The 23,906-nt window shown below is 67.0% G+C and carries 22 protein-coding genes; 4 read left to right on the top strand and 18 right to left on the bottom strand.

Annotation, left to right across the window (positions count from 1 at the left end):
• The 5 genes from AQY21_RS04970 to AQY21_RS04950 form a co-directional block, all read right to left on the bottom strand.
• Positions 1–379 (bottom strand): tetrahydrofolate dehydrogenase/cyclohydrolase catalytic domain-containing protein (locus AQY21_RS04970; RefSeq protein ID WP_304438413.1); only part of this gene is annotated, 379 nt, incomplete at its 3' end.
• A 2-nt stretch (positions 380–381) separates the two neighbouring features.
• Entirely contained in the window at positions 382–948 is a 567-nt protein-coding gene (locus AQY21_RS04965; RefSeq protein WP_058096673.1) for a sarcosine oxidase subunit gamma, read from the bottom strand.
• Positions 941–3,871, bottom strand: a complete 2,931-nt coding sequence (locus AQY21_RS04960) for a sarcosine oxidase subunit alpha family protein (RefSeq protein WP_058096672.1) — start codon at positions 3,869–3,871, stop codon at positions 941–943. Before AQY21_RS04960 ends, AQY21_RS04965 begins: the two co-directional genes overlap by 8 nt.
• On the bottom strand, positions 3,868–4,152 hold the full coding sequence (locus AQY21_RS04955) for a sarcosine oxidase subunit delta (protein WP_058096671.1): 285 nt from the start codon (positions 4,150–4,152) through the stop codon (positions 3,868–3,870). The genes AQY21_RS04960 and AQY21_RS04955 overlap by 4 nt, the downstream gene beginning before the upstream one ends.
• A 7-nt stretch (positions 4,153–4,159) precedes the next feature.
• Positions 4,160–5,410, bottom strand: a complete 1,251-nt coding sequence (locus tag AQY21_RS04950; RefSeq protein WP_058096670.1) for a sarcosine oxidase subunit beta family protein — start codon at positions 5,408–5,410, stop codon at positions 4,160–4,162.
• 126 nt (positions 5,411–5,536) lie between these two features.
• On the opposite strand from AQY21_RS04950, the gene AQY21_RS04945 reads away from it, so the two are divergent.
• Complete coding sequence (locus AQY21_RS04945) at positions 5,537–6,520, top strand: GlxA family transcriptional regulator (RefSeq protein WP_058096669.1); 984 nt, start codon at positions 5,537–5,539, stop codon at positions 6,518–6,520.
• Positions 6,521–6,559: 39 nt separating this feature from the next.
• On the opposite strand, the gene glnT is transcribed toward AQY21_RS04945, so the two are convergent.
• The 5 genes from glnT to AQY21_RS04920 form a co-directional block, all read right to left on the bottom strand.
• Positions 6,560–7,963, bottom strand: a complete 1,404-nt coding sequence (glnT, locus tag AQY21_RS04940; RefSeq protein WP_255374790.1) for a type III glutamate--ammonia ligase — start codon at positions 7,961–7,963, stop codon at positions 6,560–6,562.
• Positions 7,964–8,035: 72 nt separating this feature from the next.
• Positions 8,036–9,361: an FMN-binding glutamate synthase family protein gene (locus AQY21_RS04935; protein WP_058096668.1), complete on the bottom strand. Its 1,326-nt coding sequence runs from the start codon at positions 9,359–9,361 to the stop codon at positions 8,036–8,038.
• A gap of 10 nt (positions 9,362–9,371) precedes the next feature.
• Positions 9,372–10,028: a protein GlxC gene (locus AQY21_RS04930; RefSeq protein ID WP_152988104.1), complete on the bottom strand. Its 657-nt coding sequence runs from the start codon at positions 10,026–10,028 to the stop codon at positions 9,372–9,374.
• Positions 10,029–10,098: 70 nt separating this feature from the next.
• Positions 10,099–10,986, bottom strand: coding sequence for a glutamine amidotransferase family protein (locus AQY21_RS04925; protein WP_058096667.1), 888 nt, complete (start codon positions 10,984–10,986; stop codon positions 10,099–10,101).
• Between the two features lie 153 nt (positions 10,987–11,139).
• On the bottom strand, positions 11,140–11,787 hold the full coding sequence (locus tag AQY21_RS04920) for a helix-turn-helix domain-containing protein (RefSeq protein ID WP_058096666.1): 648 nt from the start codon (positions 11,785–11,787) through the stop codon (positions 11,140–11,142).
• A 271-nt stretch (positions 11,788–12,058) separates the two neighbouring features.
• Here AQY21_RS04920 and AQY21_RS04915 point away from each other — a divergent pair, with 271 nt between their 5' ends.
• The gene (locus AQY21_RS04915; protein ID WP_058096665.1) at positions 12,059–12,463 is read left to right on the top strand and encodes a group II truncated hemoglobin; all 405 of its coding nucleotides are present in this window, start codon (positions 12,059–12,061) and stop codon (positions 12,461–12,463) included.
• A 44-nt stretch (positions 12,464–12,507) separates the two neighbouring features.
• Complete coding sequence (locus AQY21_RS04910; RefSeq protein WP_058096664.1) at positions 12,508–12,864, top strand: cupin domain-containing protein; 357 nt, start codon at positions 12,508–12,510, stop codon at positions 12,862–12,864.
• 106 nt (positions 12,865–12,970) lie between these two features.
• On the opposite strand, the gene AQY21_RS04905 is transcribed toward AQY21_RS04910, so the two are convergent.
• The 4 genes from AQY21_RS04905 to AQY21_RS04895 all read right to left on the bottom strand — a co-directional run bounded on the left by AQY21_RS04905 (position 12,971) and on the right by AQY21_RS04895 (position 18,805).
• Positions 12,971–14,338: an ammonium transporter gene (locus tag AQY21_RS04905; protein WP_238986689.1), complete on the bottom strand. Its 1,368-nt coding sequence runs from the start codon at positions 14,336–14,338 to the stop codon at positions 12,971–12,973.
• A 247-nt stretch (positions 14,339–14,585) separates the two neighbouring features.
• Positions 14,586–14,906, bottom strand: coding sequence for a hypothetical protein (locus AQY21_RS28450; protein WP_152988103.1), 321 nt, complete (start codon positions 14,904–14,906; stop codon positions 14,586–14,588).
• 120 nt (positions 14,907–15,026) lie between these two features.
• Positions 15,027–17,399, bottom strand: a complete 2,373-nt coding sequence (locus AQY21_RS04900; RefSeq protein WP_058096662.1) for a DUF1989 domain-containing protein — start codon at positions 17,397–17,399, stop codon at positions 15,027–15,029.
• Positions 17,400–17,461: 62 nt separating this feature from the next.
• Entirely contained in the window at positions 17,462–18,805 is a 1,344-nt protein-coding gene (locus AQY21_RS04895; RefSeq protein ID WP_058096661.1) for an NAD(P)-binding domain-containing protein, read from the bottom strand.
• Positions 18,806–18,975: 170 nt separating this feature from the next.
• On the opposite strand from AQY21_RS04895, the gene AQY21_RS04890 reads away from it, so the two are divergent.
• Positions 18,976–20,280, top strand: a complete 1,305-nt coding sequence (locus tag AQY21_RS04890; RefSeq protein WP_058096660.1) for an ABC transporter substrate-binding protein — start codon at positions 18,976–18,978, stop codon at positions 20,278–20,280.
• On the opposite strand, the gene AQY21_RS04885 is transcribed toward AQY21_RS04890, so the two are convergent.
• The 4 genes from AQY21_RS04885 to AQY21_RS04870 all read right to left on the bottom strand — a co-directional run.
• A complete protein-coding gene (locus tag AQY21_RS04885; protein ID WP_058096659.1) occupies positions 20,243–20,974 on the bottom strand; it encodes a FadR/GntR family transcriptional regulator in 732 nt (243 codons plus the stop codon). The two genes, AQY21_RS04890 and AQY21_RS04885, sit on opposite strands and share 38 nt — an antisense overlap.
• Entirely contained in the window at positions 20,962–21,471 is a 510-nt protein-coding gene (locus tag AQY21_RS04880) for a siderophore-interacting protein (RefSeq protein WP_058096658.1), read from the bottom strand. The genes AQY21_RS04885 and AQY21_RS04880 overlap by 13 nt, the downstream gene beginning before the upstream one ends.
• A gap of 319 nt (positions 21,472–21,790) precedes the next feature.
• Entirely contained in the window at positions 21,791–23,491 is a 1,701-nt protein-coding gene (locus AQY21_RS04875) for an ABC transporter ATP-binding protein (RefSeq protein WP_058096657.1), read from the bottom strand.
• A 20-nt stretch (positions 23,492–23,511) separates the two neighbouring features.
• The coding region (locus AQY21_RS04870; RefSeq protein ID WP_152988102.1) for an ABC transporter ATP-binding protein at positions 23,512–23,906 on the bottom strand (395 nt) is incomplete at its 5' end.

The following is a 23,906-nucleotide window of genomic DNA, read 5'->3' as shown; positions in this document are numbered from 1 at the left end:
ACCCGTCCACGTCCTTTTTCGGGTCGATGGCGTTGATCACCGCATCGGCGTCCATGTGCCCGGGCAGCGGCAGCTGCACCAGGATGCCATGGACGCTCGGGTCGGCATTCAGCCGGGCGATCAGCGCCATGAGTTCGGCCTGCGCCGTCTCGGCCGGCAGCTTGTGCTCGAAGCTCGCCATGCCGGCCTCGCGGGTCTGGACGCCCTTGTTGCGCACATAGACCTGCGACGCAGGGTCCTCGCCCACCAGAACAACCGCAAGACCGGGGGTGATCCCGTGATCGGCCACCAGCCGACCCACATGCTCGGCAACCCGAGCCCGCACACCAGAAGCAAAAGCCTTGCCGTCGATGATCGTACTGCCATTCCTTGCAGCCATGTTCATGTCCTTTCTCCCTTCAGGCGCCCGGCGGTTTCCCCGAGCGCATGCCAGAGCGCGCCGGCCAGGGACCGCATACCGATCACCGCCAGCCGGTCCTCGGCCCGGCGGATCAGGAAGACGCTCATGTGATGCAGGCCGGTGCGCGTGGCCGAACCCGGCCCGAACGCGGCCGCGTCGATGTTCACCAGTTTTTCCATCAGCGCCCGGATTGGGGCGCCGCCCCGGTCCGAGACGATTTCGAATGCGGTCCAGCCGTCGGTCTGTTCGGTGACCGAGCAGCCCGACGCCTCGCCGGCCAGCACGGCGGCGAAATCCTCGGCGGCGCGCTCCTCGGCCTCGATCATCCATTGGCCGGGGCCGGTCCAGAAGGCGGCGACGCCCTGCCCCGCCTGCCAGGCGCCCGGCCCCGGCAGCGCCAGGCCCAGCGGCGCGGGCTGCGCGGCATCCCGGCGCAGCGCCAGCGAGGCCAGCGCCAGGCCGGCATTCTCGGTGATGGTCAGGGCACCGAAGGCGTGCCGGGCGGGGGCGCGGGCGCCCAGAGCGGTAATGGGGGTCAGGTCAGTCACGCAGGCGCCCTCCTTCCGGGTCGACGAAATGCGGCGGGACGACACGCAGCGCCACCTTTTGCCCTTGCAGCGGGTTGGCGGCGATCACCGTCTCACCCATGCGGGCGCCGCCATCGGCCAGGAAGCCCAGCCCGATGCTCGACCCGACATGCGGCGAATAGCAGGCCGAGGTGATCCAGCCCTGGTCGGTCTCGGTCCGGTGCGGCGCGCCTTCGGCGAAAAGATGCATGCCGGCAAGGACCGGCTGTGCCGGATCGACGGGTTGCAGCCCGACCAGCACCCGGGTCTCGGCCGCCAGCCCCTCGCGCCGGGACATCACCGCGCCGATGCCGTCCTTCTTGCTGCTGACCATGCGGCCCAGGCCCAGCATCTGCGCCGTGGTCTGGCCGTTCAGCTCGTTGCCGGCGGCATGGCCCTTTTCGATGCGCATCACGCCAAGCGCCTCGGTGCCGTAGGGGATCGCGCCCAGATCGGCGCCCTGTTCCATCAGCCGCTCGACCAGCGCCTGACCGTAACGGGCCGGCACCGCGATCTCATAGGCCAGCTCGCCCGAGAAGCTGATGCGGAACAGCCGCGCCCGAAGCCCGCCGCAGACCGTCAGCCCGGCGCAGGCCATGAAGGGAAAGGCCGCGTTCGACAGGTCGAACCCGTCCACGATGCGCTCCAGCAGCCGGCGGGCATTGGGACCGGCCACGGCGATCTGCGCCCAGGCGTCGGTGGTCGAGATCAGCTGCACGTCCAGTTCGGGCCAGAGGCATTGCCGGGCGAATTCCATCTGTCGGTAGACCGGCCCCGCCTGGGCGGTGGTGGTGGTGACGACGTAATGGTCCTCGGCCAGCCGGGCGCAGGTGCCGTCGTCCCAGGCCGTGCCGTCCTCCCGCAGCATCAGGCCATAGCGCACCATGCCGACCTTGAGGCTTTTCATGGCATTGGCATAGATCCGGTCGAGGAATTCGCCGGCATCCGCGCCCTGCACGTCCACCTTGCCCAGCGTGGTCACGTCGCAGATGCCGACGCCCTTGCGGGTGGCCAGCACCTCGCGGTCCACGGTCTGGCGCCAATGCGTCTCGCCCGGGCGGGGGAAATATTGCGCCCGCATCCAGGGGCCGACCTCGATGAAGACGGCGCCCTGCGCACGCGCCCATTCATGCGTGGGCGTCAGGCGGCGCGGGCGGAAATGCGCGCCCGTATCACCGCCGCCCAGCACCGACAGCGACACGCCGCTATAGGGCGGGCGAAAGATCGTCGTGCCGGTCTCCGGGATCGGCTTGCCGGTCAGCTCCGACATGACCGCCAGGGCGGTGACGTTGGCGGTCTTGCCCTGGTCGGTCGCCATGCCCAGCGTCGTCCAGCGTTTCAGGTGCTCGACCGGGCGCATGTTCTCCTGATGCGCCAGCTTGATGTCCTTGACGGTCACGTCGTTCTGGAAATCGACCCAGGCGCGGCCCTTGCCCGGCACATGCCAGAGTGGGCGCAGACCGGCAGGCGCATCCTCGGCCGCCGGCAGATCGGCGGGCCGGGCCTCGATGCCGAGCTGGGCCAGCGCCTCGGCCGCCGCTTCGGCACCCGAGCGCAAAGCGGCGGCAGTGCTGCCCTGCCCCTTGGCGGCGCCGGCGATGATCAGGCCGCACGGCCCGCCCTCGCCGGGGACGAAGGCTTGCAGCGCCTCGTCCCAGACCGGGCGGCCGCGATGGTGCGAGGCCAGATGCACGTTCGGGTTCCAGCCGCCCGCGACGCCGAGCGCACCGCAATCCAGCCATTCCTTGCGGCCGTTGCTGTCGATCTCGACCCCGCGCAGGCCCAGGCGACCCTTGGCATTGTCGACCAGGCCGTGGACCAGCCGGTACTGGCCCTGCGCCCGCGCGTCGGGACGGCTGTCGATCACCGCCGCGACCTCGACCCCCTTGGCGGCAAGGTCCAGCGCGGTGCGATGGCCGTCGTCGTTGTTGGTAAAGATCGCCACCCGCTTCGCCGGGCGGACCGCCCAGCGGTTGGCATAGGCGCGCATGGCGCCGGCCAGCATGATGCCGGGGCGGTCGTTGTTCCGGAACGGGATATGCCGCTCGATGGCGCCGGCGGCCAGCACGGCGCGGCGGGCGGTGATCCGCCAGAGCGTCTGGCGCACCTGCCGCCCGGGTTCCGGCAGGTGATCGGCGACGCGCTCGACCGCGCCATAGACGCCGTGGTCGAAGGCCCCGAACACCGTGGTGCGGCGCAGGATGCGGAGATTGGGCAGCGTCGCCAGCTCGGCCTCGGCCCGCGCGACCCATTCGGTCGCCGGGGCGTCGTCCAGCGCGTGGGATTCCGCCAGCAGCCGGCCGCCCAGGCGGAAATCCTCGTCGGCCAGGATGACCCGCGCCCCGGCCCGGCCGGCGGTCAGCGCCGCCGCCAGACCCGCCGCGCCGCCGCCGATGACCAGCAGGTCGCAATGCAGGAAGCCCTTGTCATAGGCATCCGGATCGGGCTGCATCGACAGGCTGCCGAGACCCGCCGCCCGACGGATCGCCGGCTCGTAGAGCTTTTCCCAGAAGGCGCGCGGCCACATGAAGGTCTTGTAATAGAAGCCCGCCGCGAAGAAGGACGAAAACAGGTCGTTCACCGCCAGTAGGTCGAAGCCCAGGGGCCCGACATGGTTCTGGCTGGCGGCTTCCAGCCCGTCGTAAAGCTCGGCCACGGTGGCGCGGGTGTTCGGCTCTTTCCGGGCGCCGCTGCGCAGTTCCACCAGCGCATTCGGCTCCTCGGACCCGGCCGAGAAGACGCCGCGCGGCCGGTGATACTTGAAGCTGCGGCCCATCAGCCGCACATCGTTGGCCAGCAGCGCCGAGGCCAGGGTGTCGCCGGGATGGCCGGAATAGGTCCGGCCGTCGAAGGTGAAGCGCAGGCTGCGGGCGCGGTCGATCAGCCCTCCGGTCAGGCGGGTCATGCGGCACCGCCTTTCAGCTTGACGTCGCGCGCCAGCTCGGCGCCCAGGATCTCGTGCGTGGTGGTGTCGCGGGTCACCACCAGCCAGGAGCGGTCGCCCTGCTCGTGGAACCACAGCTCGCGATGCACGCCGGCCGGGTTGTCGCGCAGATAGACGTATTCGGCAAAGGCGGCCTCGGCGCCCTCGGCCATGCCGTCGGGGCGGTTCAGCAGCGCGGCATCGCCCAGATAGGTGAATTCCTGTGCGTCGCGCGGGCCAAGAAGGGGATGGGGGATCAGCATGGCGACCTCAATGCAGGTTCGGTTGGGCGCCCACGCCCTTTTCGTCGATGACATAGCCGCGCGCAAAGCGGTCCAGGCGATAGGCGCCGGCGGTTTCATGCGGGCGGCCGGTGGCCAGCAGATGGGCGAAGGCATAGCCGCTGGCCGGCGTCGCCTTGAAGCCGCCATAGCACCAGCCGGCGTTCAGATAGAGCCCCTCGACCGGCGTGCGGTCGATGATCGGGCTGCCGTCCATGGACATGTCCATGATGCCGCCCCAGACGCGCAGCAGCCGCGCCCGGCCGATCATCGGCATCAGCGCCATGCCGCCCTCGGCCACGTCCTCGATCACCGGCAGGTTGCCGCGCTGCGCATAGGAGTTGTAGCCGTCGATATCGCCGCCGAACACCAGGCCGCCCTTGTCGGACTGGCTGACGTAGAAATGCCCGGCGCCGAAGGTGATGACCCCCGGGATGGTGGGCTTCAGCCCCTCGGAGACGAAGGCCTGCAACACGTGGCTTTCAATGGGCAGCCGCATCCCCGCCATGGCCATGACCCGGCTAGAGGAGCCCGCCACCGCCACGCCCACCTTGCCGGCGGCGATATAGCCGCGCGTCGTCTCGACGCCGCTGATGCGGCCGCCGTCGATGCGGAAGCCGGTGACCTCGCAGTTCTGGATCAGGTCCACGCCGCGCATGTCGGCGCCGCGGGCATAGCCCCAGGCCACGCCGTCATGGCGCGCGGTCCCGGCCCGGCGCTGCAACAGCCCGCCCTTGATCGGGAAGCGGGCATTGTCGAAGTTCAGGAAGGGCGCCATGGCCCGGACCTGCTCGCGGTCCAGCAGCTCGGCATCGGCGCCGGCCAGCAGCATGGCATTGCCGCGCCGGCGGAAGGCATCGCGCTGCGCATCGGTATGGCACAGGTTCAGGATGCCGCGCTGGCTGACCATGGCATTGAAGTTGAATTCCTGTTCCAGCCCTTCCCAGAGCTTCATCGAGAACTCGTAGAAGGGCTCGTTGCCCGGCAGCAGGTAGTTCGAGCGGATGATCGTGGTGTTGCGCCCGATATTGCCCGAGCCGAGCCAGCTTTTCTCCAGCACGGCGATGCGCGCCCGGCCGAAGGTCTTGGCGAGGTAATAGGCTGTCGCCAGCCCATGCCCGCCGCCGCCGACGATGATGTAGTCATAGGCCGGCTGCGGCTCGGGGTTGCGCCATAGCGGCTTCCACCCCTTGTGCCCGGTCAGCGCCTCTCTGATGACCCGCAAGCCCGAGAAATGCATGGCGATAATCTCCTTCGTCGATTCGAATCTCGCACAGCCTTACCCCGCCGATGCGCCCGAAAGGGACATTTCCTTGCCTGTTCCGGACATGGATGGCAGGCTGGCCGCGAAAGCCAAAGGTTTGCCATGCGCCCCGATTCCCGCCCCCGCCGCTACGGCTTCCTGCTGCTGCCGGATTACGCGCTGATGTCCACCGCCTCGGCGGTCGAGCCGCTGCGCGCGGCGAACCTGCTGAGCGGCCGGCCGCTTTACGAATTGCAGTTCGTCTCGACCGAGGGCGGCTTCATGCCAAGCTCGGTCGCGGGCGGGTTCGAGACCATCGCGCTGACTGACGCCGACGAGAACCTGGACATCCTCTTCGTGGTGGCGGGGGGCGATCCGCTGGCGCAGCGCGATCCCCGGGTGCTGGCCTTCGTGCGCCGGCTGGCGCGGCGCGGGGTGGCGCTTGGCGGCATCTCGGGCGGGGCGGCGATCCTGGCGGCGGCCGGGGTGATGGCAGCGCGGCGCTTCACCATCCACTGGCAGCATCTCGACGCCATGCGCGAGACCTGGCCCGAGGCGCTAATCGAGCGGCGGCTGTTCGTCATCGACCGCGACCGCTTCACCTGCGCCGGGGGCATGGCGCCGCTGGACATGATGCATGCGCTGATCGCCTCGGCGCATGGGGCGGGGCTGGCGCGGGCGGTCAGCGACTGGTTCATCCATACCGGCATCCGCGAGGCCGAGGCGCCGCAGCAGCTCGACCCGGCGCGCAAATACGACCTGCACCATCCGGCGCTGGTCGCCATGGTCGAGCTGATGACCAGCCATATCGCCGATCCTCTGGGGCTGGAGGATCTGGGCCAGCTTTGCGACATCACGCCCCGGCACCTGGAGCGGCTGGCCCAGGCGCAGCTGGGCGAAAGCGTGATGCAGTTCTATCGCCGGCTGCGGCTGGACAAGGCCCGGGAGCTGCTGAGCCAGTCCGGCCTGCCGCTGGCCGAGATCGCGCTGGCAACCGGCTTTGCCAGCCGCAGCCATTTCAGCCGCAGCTTCCGCGCCCAGTTCGGAACCAGCCCCTCGGCGCGGCGGCCCCTGCGGACGGAGGCAACAGAAAACCCCGGAGGCTGACGCCGCCGGGGTTTTACGGATCCGGGAGGAAACCGCCGTTCAGATGTCCAGGGTGTTGTCCCGCTCCCATTGCGACAGATGCGCGCAATAGTTGTTCCATTCCCTGTTCTTGAGCTTCACATAGGCGGCCGAGAAATCATGCCCGAGGGCGGCCTTCAGCCCCTCGTCCTCGTCGAAGGCGCGGATCGCGTCCAGCAGGTTCAGCGGCAGTTTCGGCGCGCCGGTGATGGTGTGGCCCTCGGCATACATGTCGATATCGGAGCGCGGGCCGGGATCGGCCTTCGAGCGCAGCCCCGACAGGCCGGCCGCCATGATCGCCGCCTGCACCAGATAGGGGTTGGCGGCGCCGTCGGGCAGGCGGAACTCGAACCGGCCGGGGCCGGGCACGCGCACCATATGGGTGCGGTTGTTGCCGGTCCAGGTGACGCTGTTCGGCGCCCAGGTCGCGCCCGAGGTGGTGCGCGGCGCGTTGATGCGCTTGTAGCTGTTCACCGTCGGGCAGCTCAGCAGCGCCAGCGCCGAGGCATGTTTCATGATGCCGCCGACGAAGTGATAGCCCTGCTGGGACAGGCCCAGTTCGTCCCGGTCGTCGGCGAAGGCATTGGTGCCGTCGGCGTTCCAGACCGAGATATGCAGGTGGCAGCCGTTGCCGGTCAGCCCCATGATCGGCTTGGGCATGAAGGTGGCGCGCAAGCCGTGCTTTTCGGCGATGGCCTTGGTCATGAACTTGAAGAACGAATGCTTGTCGGCGGTCGCCAGCGCATTGTCGTATTTCCAGTTCATCTCCCACTGGCCGTTGGCGTCCTCGTGGTCGCTCTGATAGGGCTCCCAGCCCAGTTCGAGCATGTAGTCCGAGATCTCGGCGATCACGTCCAGGCGGCGGAACATCGCCTGCTGGTCGTAGCAGGGCTTCATGGCCGTATCGGCCGGGTCGCCGATGGCAAGGCCGTCGGGCGTCATCAGGAAGAATTCCGGCTCGACCCCGGTCTTGACGGTCAGGCCCATATCCGCCGCCTCGCGGCACAGCCGGGTCAGCACGTTGCGCGGCGCCTGCGCCAGATCGACCCCGCCGCTCATCACGCAGTTCGAGGCGACCCAGGCCACCTCCTTCTTCCACGGCAGCTGGATGACGGACGAGGCGTCGGGGATGCCCAGCATGTCGGGATGGGCAGGCGTCAGGTCCAGCCAGGTCGCGAAGCCGGCGAAGCCCGCGCCGCCGGCCTGCATCTCGGCGATGCCTTCGGCCGGGACCAGCTTGGCGCGCTGGCTGCCGAACAGGTCGGTGAAGGAAACCATGAAATGCTTGATGCCCCGGTCGCGCGCATAGGCGGCCAGGTCAAGCGGCTCGGCGGTTTTCTGCTGCGGCGTGGAGATGCCGTGGCGGGGCTTGTCCCGTTGCTGGACCATGTCGGCCTCACGGGCAAAGGTGGCCATATCGGTCATGCGATAATCTCCCTGTTGAAGGATGTCTGGCCCAGGGCGGGATACTTCGTCCCGCCCCGTGGCTGTCTGATTTCAGTAACCGGCCTGCCCCGGAACCCAGCTGGTGCCGGCCAGCGGGACGCCCGCCATGGCGGCGGCCTCGACGGTCAGGGCGCAAAGATCCTCGGGCTCGAGATTGTGGACGTGGCTCTTGCCGCAGGCGCGGGCGATGGTCTGGCATTCCAGCGTCATCACCGCCAGGTAGTTGCGCAGGCGGCGGCCGGCCTCGACCGGATTCAGCCGCAGCATCAGCTCCGGATCCTGGGTGGTGATGCCCGCCGGGTCGCGGCCCTCGTGCCAGTCGTCATAGGCGCCGGCGGTGGTGCCGAGCTTCTGATATTCGTCCTCCCAGCGCGGATCGTTGTCGCCGAGCGCGACCAGCGCCGCCGTGCCGATGGCGACGGCATCGGCCCCCAGCGCCAGCGCCTTGGCCACGTCCGCGCCGGTGCGGATGCCGCCCGAGACGATCAGCTGCACCTTGCGATGCATGCCCAGATCTTGCAGCGCCTTGACGGCCGGGCGGATGCAGGCCAGCGTCGGCTGTCCGACATGCTCGATGAAGACATCCTGCGTGGCCGCGGTGCCGCCCTGCATGCCGTCCAGCACCACCACATCGGCGCCCGCCTTCACCGCCAGCGCGGTGTCGTAATAGGGCCGCGCGCCGCCGATCTTGATGTAGATCGGCTTTTCCCAGCCGGTGATCTCGCGCAGCTCCAGGATCTTGATCTCCAGATCGTCGGGGCCGGTCCAGTCGGGATGGCGGCAGGCCGAACGCTGGTCGATGCCCATGGGCAGGTTGCGCATCTTGGCGACCCGCTCGGTGATCTTCTGGCCCAAGAGCATGCCGCCGCCGCCGGGCTTGGCGCCCTGCCCGACCACGACCTCGATCGCGTCGGCGCGGCGCAGGTCGTCCGGGTTCATGCCGTAGCGCGAGGGCAGATACTGATAGACCAGCTTTTCGGAATGGCCGCGTTCCTCGTTGGTCATGCCGCCGTCGCCGGTGGTGGTCGAGGTGCCCGCCATGGTCGCGCCGCGACCCAGCGCCTCTTTCGCATGGGCCGAAAGCGCGCCGAAGGACATGCCGGCGATGGTGATCGGGATCTTCAGCTCGATCGGCTTCTTGGCGAAGCGCGTGCCCAGCACGACCGAGGTGTCGCATTTCTCGCGATAGCCTTCCAGCGGGTAGCGGCTGATCGAGGCGCCAAGAAACAGCAGGTCGTCGAAATGCGGCACGCGGCGCTTGGCCCCGCCGCCGCGGATGTCATAGATGCCCGTGGCGGCGGCGCGGCGGATTTCCGAATTGATCTCGTTCGAGAAGGTCCAGCTCTGGCGCGGCAGGGTGCTAGGGGTTTGGTCCATCGTATGATCCTCAGTAATCGCCGGCGTGATCGACGTGGAAGTTGTAGAGCTTGCGGGCCGAGCCGTAGCGGCGGAATTCGGACGGGTCGGCATCCGCCCCGGCGCGCTTCAGCAGGTCGGCCAGGATTTCCAGATGCTCGGGGCGCATCTCCTTCTCGATGCAGTCCGCGCCCAGCGACTTGACCTTGCCGCGCACGAACAGCCGCGCCTCGTAAAGGCTGTCGCCAAGTGCGTCGCCCGCATCGCCCAGCACCACCAGATTGCCCGATTGCGCCATGAAGGCCGACATGTGGCCGATATTGCCATGCACGACGATGTCGATGCCCTTCATCGAGATGCCGCAGCGCGAGCTGGCATTGCCCTTGATGACCAGAAGCCCGCCATGGCCGGTGGCGCCGGCATACTGGCTGGCATCGCCCTCGACGGTGACGCTGCCGGAGATCATGTTCTCGGCGACCCCGGGCCCGACCGAGCCGGTCACATGCACATGCGCCTCCTTGTTCATACCCGCGCAGTAATAACCGGTGGAACCCTTGATCGTAACCTCCAGCGGCGCCTGCAAACCTACCGCCAGCGCATGCGCGCCGCGCGGGTTCTCGATCACCCATTCGCCGCCGGTCTGCGCCTGAAGCGTGCTGTTGAGATCGCGCAGCTCGGTCCAGGCCATGTCAATGGTCCGTGGTTGCAAGCCGATGTCAAGGTCTTCACGGATCTGCGTGTTGGCCATGGTGGTCATGTCAGCGCTCCCAGAAATACACGGTGGCGGGTTCCGGTTCCCAGATGCGGGCATTCTCGATGCCCGGCAGGTTCGCGAAGGCGCGGTATTCCGAGCCGAAGGCGACGTAGCTGTCGGTCTCGGCCATCACCGCGGGCTTGCAGGCGATGGGATCGCGCACCACGCCGAAGCCGTTCTTGGTGCCGACCACGAAGGTGAAGAAACCGTCCAGATCCTCGAGCGTGCCTTCCAGCGCCTCGCCCAGGTTGGCGCCTTCGGCCAGCCGGGACGAGATGTAGCAGGCGGCGACCTCGGTGTCGTTCTGGGTCTGCGGGACGAAGCCCTTGCGGGCCAGTTCGCGCCGCACCCGGTTGTGGTTCGAGAGCGAGCCGTTATGCACCAGGCACTGGTCGCCGTCGGTCGAGAACGGATGCGCGCCCAGCGTGGTCACGGCGCTTTCCGTCGCCATGCGGGTATGGCCGATGCCATGGCTGCCGCCCATCTGCCGGATGCCGAAGCGCGCGGCCACGTCCTTGGGCAGCCCGACCTCCTTGAAGATCTCCATCGACTGCCCCGCACCCATGATGCGGATGCCCTTTTCGGCCATATAGGCCCGGACCTCGGCCTCGGAGCCTTCGGGCAGGGCCAGCACCGCATGGGTGTCGACCACCCGCACCTGCACCGGCGCGCCCAGCAGCGCGTTCAGATTGTCCTCGAGGCCCGCGAAAGTCTCGTCGGGCGTATCGGACTGGATCGTCATCTTGAGACCTTGCGAGTCGTCCCCGTAGATCGCGATCCCCGCGCTGTCAGGCCCGCGATCCGTCATGGAAATCAGCATGTCGGTCAGCAGGTCCCCCAGTTGGGGCCGCAGATCATCTTTTTTCAGGAACAGGCCAACGATGCCACACATTAGCAACCTCCGTTCAGCTTGGCGTTGAAGCCGTCACGGATCAGCTAAGAGCAAAATTGATTGCCTAGCAAGATATTTTTTTTACCTGACAGAAAATTCTTGTCCGGGGGCCGGCACAGGGAAGCGTAGGAAAATCACAGTTCCAAAAGGAGGTTACTTAGCCTGGGGATAGCAGATGACGGACAGATATCGGGCCGGCAATTCGCGCAGAAGCTCGGGCCCATGCGGCGCGTCGGCGTCGAAGATCAGGCTGTCGCCGGGTTCAAGATCATAGATCTGCTCGCCATGGCGATAGCCGATTCTTCCCTCGAGCATGTAGAGCAGCTCGATCCCTTCATGCTGGAAGGTGGGGAAATGGTCGCTTTGGGTGCTGAGCACGATCATGTAGGGCTCGACCACCACGCCGCTGTTGTTCGAGCCGATATGGCCCAGCAGGTGATACTGGTGCCCGGCGCGGGTGCCGGCGCGCTCGACCTCGACGGCGGTGCCCGCCTTCACATGCATCGCCCCGCGCGGCTCTTCATAGCCCGAGAAAAGCTGGATCAACGGCACATGCAGGGCATTGGCCAAGGTCTGCAAGGTGGTCAGCGAGGGCGAGATGACGCCGTTCTCGATCTTGGACAGCATGCCGACCGACAGGCCCGCCTGGCTGGCCAGTTTCGAGCCGGTCATCCGCTGCCGCTTGCGCAGTTCCCGCACCTGCCGGCCAATGGCAACCTCAAGATTTTTCTCGCGGCTGTCGCGAATCGCATGGGGATCCTGCGTCAGCGAGCCATCTATCTTTGCCGTATGGCTGACCATCTCACATCTTCCTTTGTTTTCTCTCTGCCAAAGCTAGTTGCAGAATTTTCATAGTAAAGCTTACACGGTAGCCGGCATGGAGCAGAACCTCCATGCGGTTTCACGCCGCGCATGGCCCGCCCGTTCGGCCGACGGCCAAAGCGGTCCGTGCCGCAAGGGCGCCCGGGCCGCGGCCCGCGATGCAGGGCAGCTTGCATTCGCAGCAGATATTTTCCTTGAGAGAATAATTTATTTCCTGTTACTCTAGGGTCAGTTTTCCGGGAGGCACGCCATGTATTTTGCCGCACAGCGAAAGCAGTCGATCTACGAGCAACTGGGAGGCGACGAGGGCATCCGCGCCCTGGTCAAGGAGTTCTACGACATCGTGGAACAGGACGAGGACGCCAGCGAGCTGCATCTTCTGCATTTGCAGGGCGCGGGCGTGGCCCATTCGCGCGAGGAGCAGTTCAACTATCTCTGCGGTTTCTTCGGGGGGCCGCAATATTACGTCATGAAGCACCGCCATGCGCGGCTGAAGGAAATCCACGCGCATGTGCCCATCGGCCCGCAGATGCGCGACCTGTGGCTGCAATGCATGGCCAAGGCCATCGACCGGCGGGGAATCGGCGCCGAGCTGGCGAGCGTGCTGATGCGCCATTTCACCACCGCCGCCGAAAGCAGCCGCAACATGGACTGACGCGCTGGCCCTTACAGCACATTCCACCAACAGAGGAGACGCTTATGGCGATCAAGAAATTCGGCACCTACCAGGCCCCCTCGGTCCAGCCGATCACCGAGGACCTGGACTGGTGGCACCCGGTCGAGGGCTCGCCCAGCATGAAGACCTGGATCGAGCACCAGTCCGAGGACGGCAAGTTCCTGACCGGCTATTGGGAAGCGACGCCGGGCAGCTATCGCGTGCGCTACGACGTGGACGAGTTCATCCAGCTGTTCGAGGGCAAGGTGACGCTGACCGACAACGGCAAGGAGCCGCGCCGCTTCTCTGCCGGCGACACTTTCGTGATCGAGGCCGGGTTCGACGGCATCTGGAAGACCGAGGAAACGGTGCGCAAGGCCTTTGCCATTCGCGTGCGGTAACGGTGGCAACGCGCCGCCGCGCGGCGGCGCTTTCCGCTCTGCCTACCATCCGACGGAACCTGAATCGGCCCCGGCATGAAGCCGGGGCCTGATCCTTGCGCCGGGTTCAGACCGGCCGGTCCGGCAGGGAGGCCGCATTGGGCTTCATGTCCCAATAGACCTGGTCCAGGCCGGTCGCCTGATCGTCCTCGTCCACCCGCAGCCCGACCGTCTGTTTCAGGACGAAGGTCAGGATCGCGGCGGTCAACACGCCGGCGCCGATGCAGGCCAATGCACCCACAACCTGCATGGTCACGCCGATCCGGTTATGCTGGAAGGCATAGGGCCCCTCCTCGATGCCGAAATAGCCGCCATGCGGGGTGCCGGCCTTGACCAGCCCGACCATGATCAGCCCATAGACCCCGGCGCCCAGGAACAGCGGGAACAGCTTGTGCTCGTCGATGCCGCGCTTCTGCGTGAACTCGTAGACGGCCCAGGCGATCACCGGCGCGAACAGCGCCACCAGGAAGGTCTGCCAGGGCGCATAGACGTCGAAGCCCGGCGCGCCCGCGACATAGCCGGCCAGCGGTCCCAGCAGCAGATAGGCGTAGGAGCGCTTCCTGTAGCCGATGATCGCCCCGGTCACCGCGCCCCCCGCCCAGGCAAGGCCGTAATTGTTGAAGACGATGCCCACGCTGGTATCGGCCATGGTGACGCTGACCGCCAGCGCCTGCGGCTCGAAGAAGAACAGGCAGGACAGGATCACCAGCGGCAGGCCGGAAAAGATCGTCATCAGCCCGGTCGCGGCCAGGCCGATGCTGGGCGCGTCATAGGAGTTCACCTTGGGATGCGGCGCGAACATGCCCGGACGCCGGCCCAGCATCGGCACCAGCACCAGCGCCATGCCGGCCGGGAACAGGTAGACGAAGCCGACGCCGAAGAAGTCGTGGAAACCCGCATTGGTCAGCGGCCCGACCGAGCCCCAGACCGCGAAGCTGAGCGCCGAGGACACCACCGCCGCCACCACCGAGGTGATGTAATAGGCCAGGGGCTTCATCCGCTCGGACACGGCGAAATGCAGCAGCACGTTGATGATGCCGGCAAAGCAGGCCAGGAAGAACACGAAGATCTGGAACGTATTCAGGCCGGGAAAGACCGCCGGATCGACATGCTGGGCCACGCTATTGGCCAGGGCACCGCCCAGCCACCAGTCCTTCAGCGAATCCGCAAGGCTCGCGCCCTCCATGACGTAATATTGCCCGGCCCAGAAGCCGAAGCCGATGACGAAATAGGCGGCGAAGCCAAGGAAGAAGCCGATGGTCTTCTCGATCGTCGAATTGAACAGGCTGCCGTTGCGGGTCGTGCCCGCGTCGATCATCAGCAACCCGACCACGACGAGGATCGCCCCCGCGGTGCCCGAGCCATAGATCAGGTTCTGCACCAGCGAACTGAGCGTTACCTGATCCGGGTAAAGGATAGTCGTCGTTGCTTCCATTGTCATTCTCCCTGTTTTTTAGCTGTTCCGGGACTTTCCGGGCCCGGAAGGCGCCTGGCGGCGCCGGTCGCGCGTCATGACAGGCGGGAATTTCCTGTCGGTCGGAGGGTTGAAATCCCTTGTCTGAAATGGATTTGCCAATGGCTGACGGGTTGACGGCCGCCGGGTTTCGGCGAGCATGGCCCTTCCGGAACGGCGCGGAGGAAGGCGTCAAGGAATCGCGTTGATCGGGTCCATGGCAGGGACCTCACTCGTCCGCACAGAGGGCAGTTTTTTGCGCGCCGCTCGATGGCGGCCAAGCGGGTGCCGGCGAAGCCCTTGCATTCGGAACGGGTCGCGGCATCCGTTCCGCGAGCTGTGCCGCAGACAGCAAAAAGGCGCGCAATCGCGCGCCCGATACCCGATCGCCCGGCTGCGGGCGGATGCGGCAAGCGTTTTTCTGATGCGAGCCTCCCGTCCCGCAGGCAAGAGGCAGGGCCAGAAGATCGCGCAGCAGCGGCGCGGCAGCGATGCCGGCAGCATCTGCCCTCCGCCCCGGCACGGTCGTGTTCGCAAGATCCTTTTCCACCTGTCAGATCCCTGTCGGTTGTGGAATGGGCGGTGATGGTGCCGTTTTTCTTGCTGTCCGTCGGAGAGATGATCCCCGATGCCTTGCCCTCGCCTGCGGCCTCCTCCCGCGGGCCGCGCCTCAGGCGCGGGGGCGTTCCTTCTTCGGGTCGTAATGCGGGAAAGCGGCGACCTTCGCCGCGATGCGCTTGATATGCCCGTCCAGCCGGCCGACCTCGACCGCGGTGCCGGGCTCGGCATGGGCGACATCGATCCGCGCCAAGGCGATCATCTGGCCGCTGCGCGGCGAGCGCATGGCCGAGCAGACCTCGCCCACCTGCGCCCGGCCGATGCGGATGCAATCGCCATGACCCACGGCGTCCTGGCCGTCGATCTCCAGCCCGACGAATTTGCGCGTGGGATGCTCCTTGCGCCGGAGCAGCGCCTCGCGGCCGAGGAAATCGGCGTTCTTGGACTTGAGCGGCACGGTAAAGCCCACCCCCGCCTCGAACGGGTCGGTCTGGTCGCTGAAATCGTAGCCGGCAAAGACCAGCCCGGCCTCGATGCGCACCAGGTCCAGCCCGGCCAGGCCCATCGGCTTGATCCCCAGCGGCTGGCCGGCGTTCCAGACCGCCTCGAACACCACGTCGCCATGTCTGGGATGACAGAAGATCTCGTAGCCCAGCTCGCCCGTGTAGCCGGTGCGCGACACCACGACCGGCACGCCCCGCTCGCCGCCGATGCGGCCGACGGTAAAGCGGAACCAGCCCAGATCGGCTACGGCGGGCTGATGCGGCGGCGTCCAGACGATCCCGGCCATCAGCTCGCGCGATTTCGGCCCCTGCACCGCCAGATTGTGCATCTGGTCGGTCGAGGAGCGGATCATCACGTTCAGCCCCAGCTTCTCGGCCTGCTCGCGCATCCAGACCCCGCCCTCGTCGCTGCCGCCGATCCAGCGGAAGTTGTGCTCGCCCAGCCGGAACAGCGTGCCGTCGTCGATCATGCCGCCATGCGGATAGCACATCGCCGAATAGACCACCTGCCCATGCCCCAGCTTGGCGACATCCCGGGTCAGCACCCAGTTCATCAGCGCCTCGGCATCGGGGCCGGTCACCTCGAACTTGCGCAAGGCCGACAGGTCCATGACCACCACGCCCTCGCGGCAGGCCCAGTAGCTTTCGACCGGGTCGCATTCCGGGAAGGAGTTGGGCAGCCAGAAGCCCCGATACTCGACGAAATCGCGGGTCAAGGCGGCGAAATTCTTGTGGAAGGCGGTCTCACGGGTCATGATCGGCTCCGCGTCGGGGGTGGCGCGCCAGGCGGTGGCACGGCTGAACCGTTCCTGCGCGCCATAGCTGCGGACGTGAATATCGGTCAGGTGCCAGCCATTGGCGGCGGTGGTGTCGTCGGGGCAGGCCGAGGAGACGCAGACCAGATCGGTCAGCGCCCGCAGCAGCACATAGTCGCCGGGCCGCGACCAGGGCTCGTCGGCATACATCACGCCATGCGCGTCGATGCCGGTGTTGAAGAAGAAATTCGCCGCCATCCAGCCGGCGCGGGCATCGACCCCATAGGGCGCCAGCGCGGCGTTGAAATTGTCCGTGCAGTTGGCATGGCCCGGATAGCCGATATCGTCGTAATATTTCGCCGAACAGGCCAGCGCGAAGGCATCGTGGCGCCCACAGGTGTCCTGCACGACCTCGACCAGCGGCGTCAGGTCGTGGTCGAAATATTTCGCGTGCAGCCCCGGCATCGGATAGGCATGGCCCTGGATGGTGCGGGTCGTGGTCACGTCCAGCGGATGGATGATGCCGCGATCCAGCTTGCGGGCATCGAAGCACTGGAAATCGGTGCATTGCCGGCCGTCCACGTCGATGATCTGGATGAAATCCCCGGCCTTGACGGTATAGGCCTCGGCGGTGGCGGATTTCACCCGCAGGTCCAGGACCGGATCGGCCAGCGGCGTGGGCAGGGCGAACTGCCCCTGGCGGCGCGGGTTGGCGCGGGTGATGCGCAGGGTCAGCGGCGTCGCGGTGTCCTGCGCCTCGAAATCCATGATCCCGCCCGGCGCGGCGGCGATCAGCCAGCCAGGGGCGGCGGCGGTCAGCGCCACGGTCTCGCCCGCCCGCGATTCCGGCCCGAACAGGCCGATGGCGCGGGCCTCGGCCAGCGGGATGCCAAGCTCGGCCAGCCGGCGGCGCAGCGATTTCAGCCCCGACCCCTGCGATGCGAGCAGCGTGCGCAACCCCTCGGCCGGGATGTCGGCGGCAGAGCCCAGGATCGCGGCGTCCAGCCGGCCGTCGGCATGCGCGGCCAGCAGCTCGCAACGCTGGCCGCCCTCGTCGTTGATGATCTCGATCCGGTCGCCGGCTGCGATCTGCACCGCGACCGCGCCGGCGCCGGGAACGGCATAGCGCTCGACCCCGGGCGGCAGGGTGAAGCCGGCGGCGCGGCGCACATGGGTTCCGCGCGGCGGGCCGGGCCGAAACAGGCTTTCTGGCGGCAGCTGAAGCATCTGGACCTCCCAGGAGGAAAAAGATGGGGCCGGATGCCCGGCCCCAGTCGGGGGAACCCGGATCAGTTCATCAGATAGGCTTCCATCGAGTCGTCCAGCGCATCCTTCCACGGGGTGTGATGCTTGGGCGCCATGGTGCCGGTGATGACCGAGCGATAGGAGTGGTTACGGAAGGCCATGATGTCCTCGGCCTTGTGCCTCTTCCATTCGTAGAAGGCGGCGCAGGCACCATCCACGTCGAAGCTGGGATAGTCGGTTTCCGCGATCAGTTCCTGGACGTAATCGGCCTGGTAGCGGATCGCGTATTTCACGTCGTCCGAGGCTTCCTCGCGCTCTTCGCGCTCGCGCACATCGGCCATCAGCACCTGCTTGTCCTGCGGCACCTCGAGCCGGCCCAGCACGATGTCGCGCACATACCAGGCCTGGGCGTCGAACATGTTGAAGGTGAACCACTGGTCCTGCATGCCCAGGTAGAACAGGCGCGGATTGTGGACCCAGACCACCCCCTTGTAGAGATCCGCCGCCGCCAGCCGGTTCGCGGTCTTCAGCCGCAGGTCGTCGGGCAGGAAGGGGAAATAATGCTTGTAGCCGGTGCACAGGATGATGGCGTCCACCTCCTTGCGCGAGCCGTCCTTGAAGACGGCCTCCTTGCCCTCGACCCGGACCAGCGCCGGCTTCTCCTGCCAGTTGTCCGGCCATTTGAAGCCCATGGGCGCGCTGCGATAGCAGGAGGTGACGGATTTCGCGCCGTATTTCCAGCATTGCGAGCCGATATCCTCGGCCGAATAGGACGATCCCATGATCAGCACGTCCTTGCCGGCGAATTCGCGGGCGTCGCGGAAATCGTGGGCGTGGACGATGCGGCCGTTGAAGGTCGAGAAGCCCTCGTATTCCGGCACGTTCGGGGTCGAGAAATGCCCCGAGGCCACGATCACATGGTCGAATTCCTCGGCATACATGTGGTCCTTGACCAGATCGTGGACGGTGACGGTGAAGATCTCGCGGTCCTCGTCATATTCGACATGCCGCACCACGGTCGAGAAGCGGATCCAGTCGCGGACCCCGGCCTTGACCACCCGGCCCTCGATATAGTCGAACATCACCGCACGAGGCGGATAGGAGGCGATCTGCTTGCCGAAATGTTCCTCGAAGGAATAGTCGGCGAATTCAAGCCCCTCCTTGGGACCGTTGGTCCACAGATAGCGATACATCGAGCAATGCACCGGCTCGCCGTACTCGTCCAAGCCGGTGCGCCAGGTATAGTTCCACAGCCCGCCCCAGTTCGACTGCTTCTCGAAACAGACGATCTCGGGGATATCGGCCCCCTTCTGGGCCGCTGACTGAAAAGCTCTCAGCTGCGCAAGCCCCGAAGGCCCCGCGCCAATGATGGCAACGCGCTTCTTCATGTTGTTGGCTCCCTGTTTGCCGGTATGGACCAATTTTGCTAACTGGTTCCATCGGCCTGAACCAAGTAAGAGCCGATTATGTCCACAGGTCAACAATTTTTCTTCACTGGAATATAAAATCGTCCGATTTGCGGCGCAGAAACCGGCAAAACTCCGCTATAGATGCATTCATGCGCACGCCATCTCTCGCCCAGCAGCTTGTCGTCACCGGCTCGATTCCCCGGCTGAACGCCGAGAATCGGTCGGCGCTGCGAGTCGGATTCCTCGCGCCGCTGTCGGGGCCCGAGGAACGCTGGGGGGCGCCGGGCCTGGGCGGATGCCGGATCTGGGCCGACTGGATCAACGACCATGGCGGGCTGATGGTGGCCGGCAAGCGCCACCGGCTGGAGATCGTCGCCCATGACAGCGCCGCCGATCCCGCCGCCACGCTGGAGGCGGCGCGCGACATGGTCGAGCGCAAGCGCGTGCGCCTGGTCCTGACGCTGGGCGGCGACAGTTTCGCCCCGGCCCTGCCCTATCTGATGGCGCGGCGCGTGCTGGTGGCGACGCTGCTGCCCTCGGACCTGTCGCCCGACACGCCGTCCCTGATCGCCCCGGCCGAGCTGCATCCACTGTTCAACGTCACCGGTGTCGAATGGCTGACCCGCAGCCGGCCCGGGATGCGGCGGGTGGCGCTGTGCAGCCAGTCCGACCGGCTGGGCCTGCCCTCGCTGGCCGTCTATCGCGCCGCCTTCGAGGCGGCGGAGCGGCCGATCGTCAAGGAAATCCGCTACGATCCCGGGGAAACCGACGCGCGCTCGATCGTGCGGGCGATGCTGGACACGACGCCGGACCTGCTGTGCTGGTGCACCTCGCCCGCGCCCATGACCAGCGCCCTGACCGAAGCGGCGTATGAGCTGGGCTGGCGCGGCCCGATCCTCGCCTGCACCGGCGACGACTATCCGCGGCTGATCGCCAGCACCTCGACCGAGTTCATGTCGCGCTTCGTCTTCCAGTTCCCGGATTTCGACGACCCACTGCTGGCCGACAAGGCGTTCTTCTTTCGCCGCCCCAAGGCGTTCTTCGACGCCTATAACGCCCGCTTCCCCGGCGAGTGGAGCGCGGTGAGCTGGGAATACGCCTCGATCCTCGACCTGTGGCAGAACGCGGTGGAAAGCGCCGACTCGCTGGCACCGATCACCGTCCTGGCAGCGATGAAGCGCCATCAGCAGATGCCGCATGTCTTCGGTACCGCGCGCTGGTGGGGCGGCGCGCTGTTCGGCATCGACAATGCGCTGGTCGGCGACTGGCCGGTGGTCGGCATCCGCGACGGCAGGGCGCGGATCATCGAATTCGGCTCGGTGCTGAACTGGCTGGAACGCCACGCCCCGCTGCTGCGCCATCATCTCGAACAGCTGGGGCAGATGTGGTATCAGCGCCTCGACCCGGCGGCGGCGCTCAGTCCTCCTGGAGCAGAAGCTTCTGGTCCTCGATAAGCGCGAGCTTCATGAACTCGGTCGCCTCCTCGATGTCCCGGGCGGCGATGGCGTTGAACAGGGCGTTGTAGCTGCGCTGATAGATGGCGATGCGGTTGGGGGTCAGGTGCCGGCGATACATGGCGGCGCGAAAGGCCTGCCGGCGGGCGTCGATGACCAGGTTGTAGCAGGCGATCAGCAGCGGATTGTCGGTGCCGCTGGCGATCTGGCGATGGAACTCCTCCTCCAGCCGCACGAAGGCATTGGCATCGGTTTGCACGGCCTCCATCTGCGACAGGGTTTCCCCCAGCGCCTCGATCCGGCGCGGCGACATGTTGATGATCGCCAGCCGGACCATCTCCGGCTCCAGGATGCTGCGCACGACCTGCAAATGCAGCGGCCCGGTTTCCGCCGCCACCGGGCTGAGCGCCTCGCTGCTGCCGCCGGCATCGTAGGTGACGAAGGACCCCGACCCCGCGCGGCGCCGGATCATGCCCCGCGCCTCGAGCTGGTCCAGCGCCTCGCGCACCGTGTTCCGCGCCACCCCCAGATCCTGCGCCAATTGCCGCTCGGAAGGCAGCCGCTCGTCGGTGCCGTATTCCTGCGACACGATGCGCATGGCCAGGGTGTCGATGACATATTGCACCGTCGAGCCGAGGACGGGATCGTCGGCAGTGCCCGTCGGGCGGCGAGTGGGGATGGTCACGTCTTGCATTTCCTCGTTGGGCCGGAGCGGGCCGGCGCAGGATAACCTGTCCGGCAGGCAAGGTCGATCATCAGCAGCGGCCGGAGCGTGGGCGGAACGGGACAGAAATCTGCGCCCAGGCAAAGCCGCCGCCCGGCGGGCAGCCAGCCGCCGCCGGGTCCGCTGAGGCCCACCGCCGCGCCGGGGCGGACCGATTGCCCCCATGCGCAGATCGGGCCCTTGCCGTGCAAGAAGACATCGACCTCCAGCCAGCCCGCGCCGGGGTCGATGCTGCGGATGGTATAGACCGGCATGCGCAGATGCGCCGCGCCGGGCAAGCCGGTGCGCCCGTTCGGCAGCAGGCGCGGCCAGAGCAGGTTTTCCGGGCCCTTCGGTTGCAGCCGCCGCAGATGTAGCCCGGTCCGGTTCAGATCGGCCAGGTCTTCGGCCTCGATGCGCAGCCTGATGAAGCGCGGCGTGATCCCATGCGTGCGGCTGACGCGTCCCAGCCGGAAATTCGGCGGCAAAAGCGACCTTCCAGATCGCCCCCGGCCGGCCATTGCAGGTTGTGGGACAGGTCATCCCGCACCGTGTCCCGCACATGCGCCGGCCGTGTCGTGCAGGTTCTGCAACCCGGCCTCATGCCGGGGCTTCCAGGCGGATCGCGGCCTCGTTCCCAGCTCAATGAAGCGCGATCCGGCCCGTTCCCGGATCGACGGTCACCCTGTGGTCGGGCGTGACCCGGGTCTTGCAGAATCCGGACAGGCGGCGGGCGAAGGCCTCGATGTCCTCCCAAATGACGGGAAGCGGGCGGCCAAGGGCGACGGCGTCGCGGATACGGACCTCTCAGTTTGCCAGACGGGCATAGAGACCGCCCTGCAAGAGCAGCCCGTGATGATCGCCCGCCTCGCGGAGCTGGCCGCCCTCCATCACCACGATGCGGTCGGCATTGCGGATGGTGGTCAGGCGGTGGGCGATCACCAGGGTGGTGCGCCCGACGGAAAGGGCCTCCAGCGCCGCCTGGATCTCGCGCTCGGTCTCGCGGTCCAGGGCCGAGGTCGCCTCGTCCAGGATCAGGATCGGCGGATTCTTCAGGAAGGCGCGGGCGATGGCGACGCGCTGCTTCTGCCCGCCCGACAGCATGACGCCGCGCTCGCCGACCAGCGTGTCCAGACCCTCGGGCAGGCTGGCGATCAGCGGGCCAAGCTGGGCCTTTCCGGCGGCGGCCATGATCTCGTCGTCGCTTGCACCCAGTCGGCCATAGGCGATGTTCTCGCGCAGCGTGGTGCCGAACAGGAACACGTCCTGGCTGACGATGCCGATCTGGCCGCGCAGCGATTCCAGCGTCATCGCGTCCAGGGGCAGCCCGTCGATGGTGATCCGCCCCGCATCGGCGTCATAGAAGCGCGGCACCAGCGCCAGAAGCGTGGTCTTGCCCGCACCCGAGGGGCCGACGAAGGCCACGGTTTCACCCGCCCGCACCTCGAGCGAGATATCCCGCAGCACCGGCCGGGTGATGTCATAGCTGAACGAGACGTTCTCGAAGACGATATGCCCCTTCAGCATGGGCGCCGGGACGGCGCCGGGACTGTCGGCGATCTCGGGCTCGGTCTCCAGCAGTTCCAGGTAGCGGCGGAAGCCGGCGATGCCGCGCGGATAGGTCTCGATCACGGCGGCGATCTTTTCCAGCGGGCGGAAGAAGACGCCGACCAGCAGCAAAAAGCCCACGAAGGCCCCGGTCGTCAGGCTGCCTTGCAGCACGAAGCCCGCGCCCACGACCATCACCACCACCTGCACGAAGCGCAGGCCCATATAGTGGATGGCAGTGGACAGCGCCATGATCCGATAGGCGTCCAGCTTGGTAGCGCGATAGGCGCGGTTGTCCTTTTCGAACAGGGTTTCCTCATGCCGCTCGTTGGCGAAGGCCTGCACGACGCGGATGCCGCCGATGGCCTCCTCGAGCCGGACGTTGAAATTGCCGACACGGGCATAGATCTGCCGCCAGGTATTCGTCATCCGCGTGCCATAGACCACGACCAGCCAGACGGTCAGCGGCACGATCGCCGCCGTCACCAGCGCCAGCAGCGGATGCAGCATGACCATCAGCACCAGCGCCCCGACAAAGGTCATCACGGCGATGAACAGGTCCTCGGGGCCGTGATGGGCGACTTCGCCGATCTCCTCGAGGTCGCGGGTGACGCGGGCGACCAGCTTGCCGGTGCGGGCGCGGTCATACCAGCGCCACGACAGCCGCGTCAGGTGGGAAAAGGCGCGGGCGCGCATCTCGGTCTCGATCTCGATGCCCAGCATGTGGCCCCAATAGATCACGATGCCCATCAGCAGGGTGTTGAAGGCATAGACGGCGAGCAGGCCGATGGCGGCAGCGATGGTCAGCGACCAGTCGCCCATCGGCAGCAGGTGGTCGATGAACAGCGTGATGGCCAGCGGAAAGGACAATTCCAGCAGCCCCGACAGCACCGCCGAGCCGAAATCCAGCCAGAACAGCCGGCGGTGCGGTTTGTAATAGGCCAGGAACTTGCGCAGCATTCCGTCTTCCTTTCCGGGTCTCAGCGCGGCAGCGCAAAGGCATGGCCTTCATGCGCGGCGACATGCATCGGCAGGCCATAGATACGCAGCAGCGCCTCGGGTGTCATCAGCGCGCCGATCGGCCCGTCCAGCAGCAGCAGCCCCGCCCCCAGGGCGACGACATGGTCGCAATAGCGCGCGGCCATGTTCAGATCGTGCAGCACGACGATGGCCGACATCCCCTCGTCGCGGCACATGCCATGCACCAGGTCCAGCACCTCGACCTGATGGGCCACGTCCAGGGCCGAGATCGGCTCGTCCAGCAGCAGCGTGCGGGCGCCCTGCGCCAGCATCATCGCGATCCAGCTGCGCTGACGCTCGCCGCCCGACAGGGTATCGACCAGACGGCCGCGCAGATGGCCGACATGGCAGCGGG

The organism is Paracoccus sp. MKU1 (genome assembly GCF_001447385.1).
In the GTDB taxonomy this organism is placed as follows: domain Bacteria; phylum Pseudomonadota; class Alphaproteobacteria; order Rhodobacterales; family Rhodobacteraceae; genus Paracoccus.
Note: the sequence above shows the minus strand (reverse complement) of the source record. Positions and strands in the feature narration are given on the sequence as shown.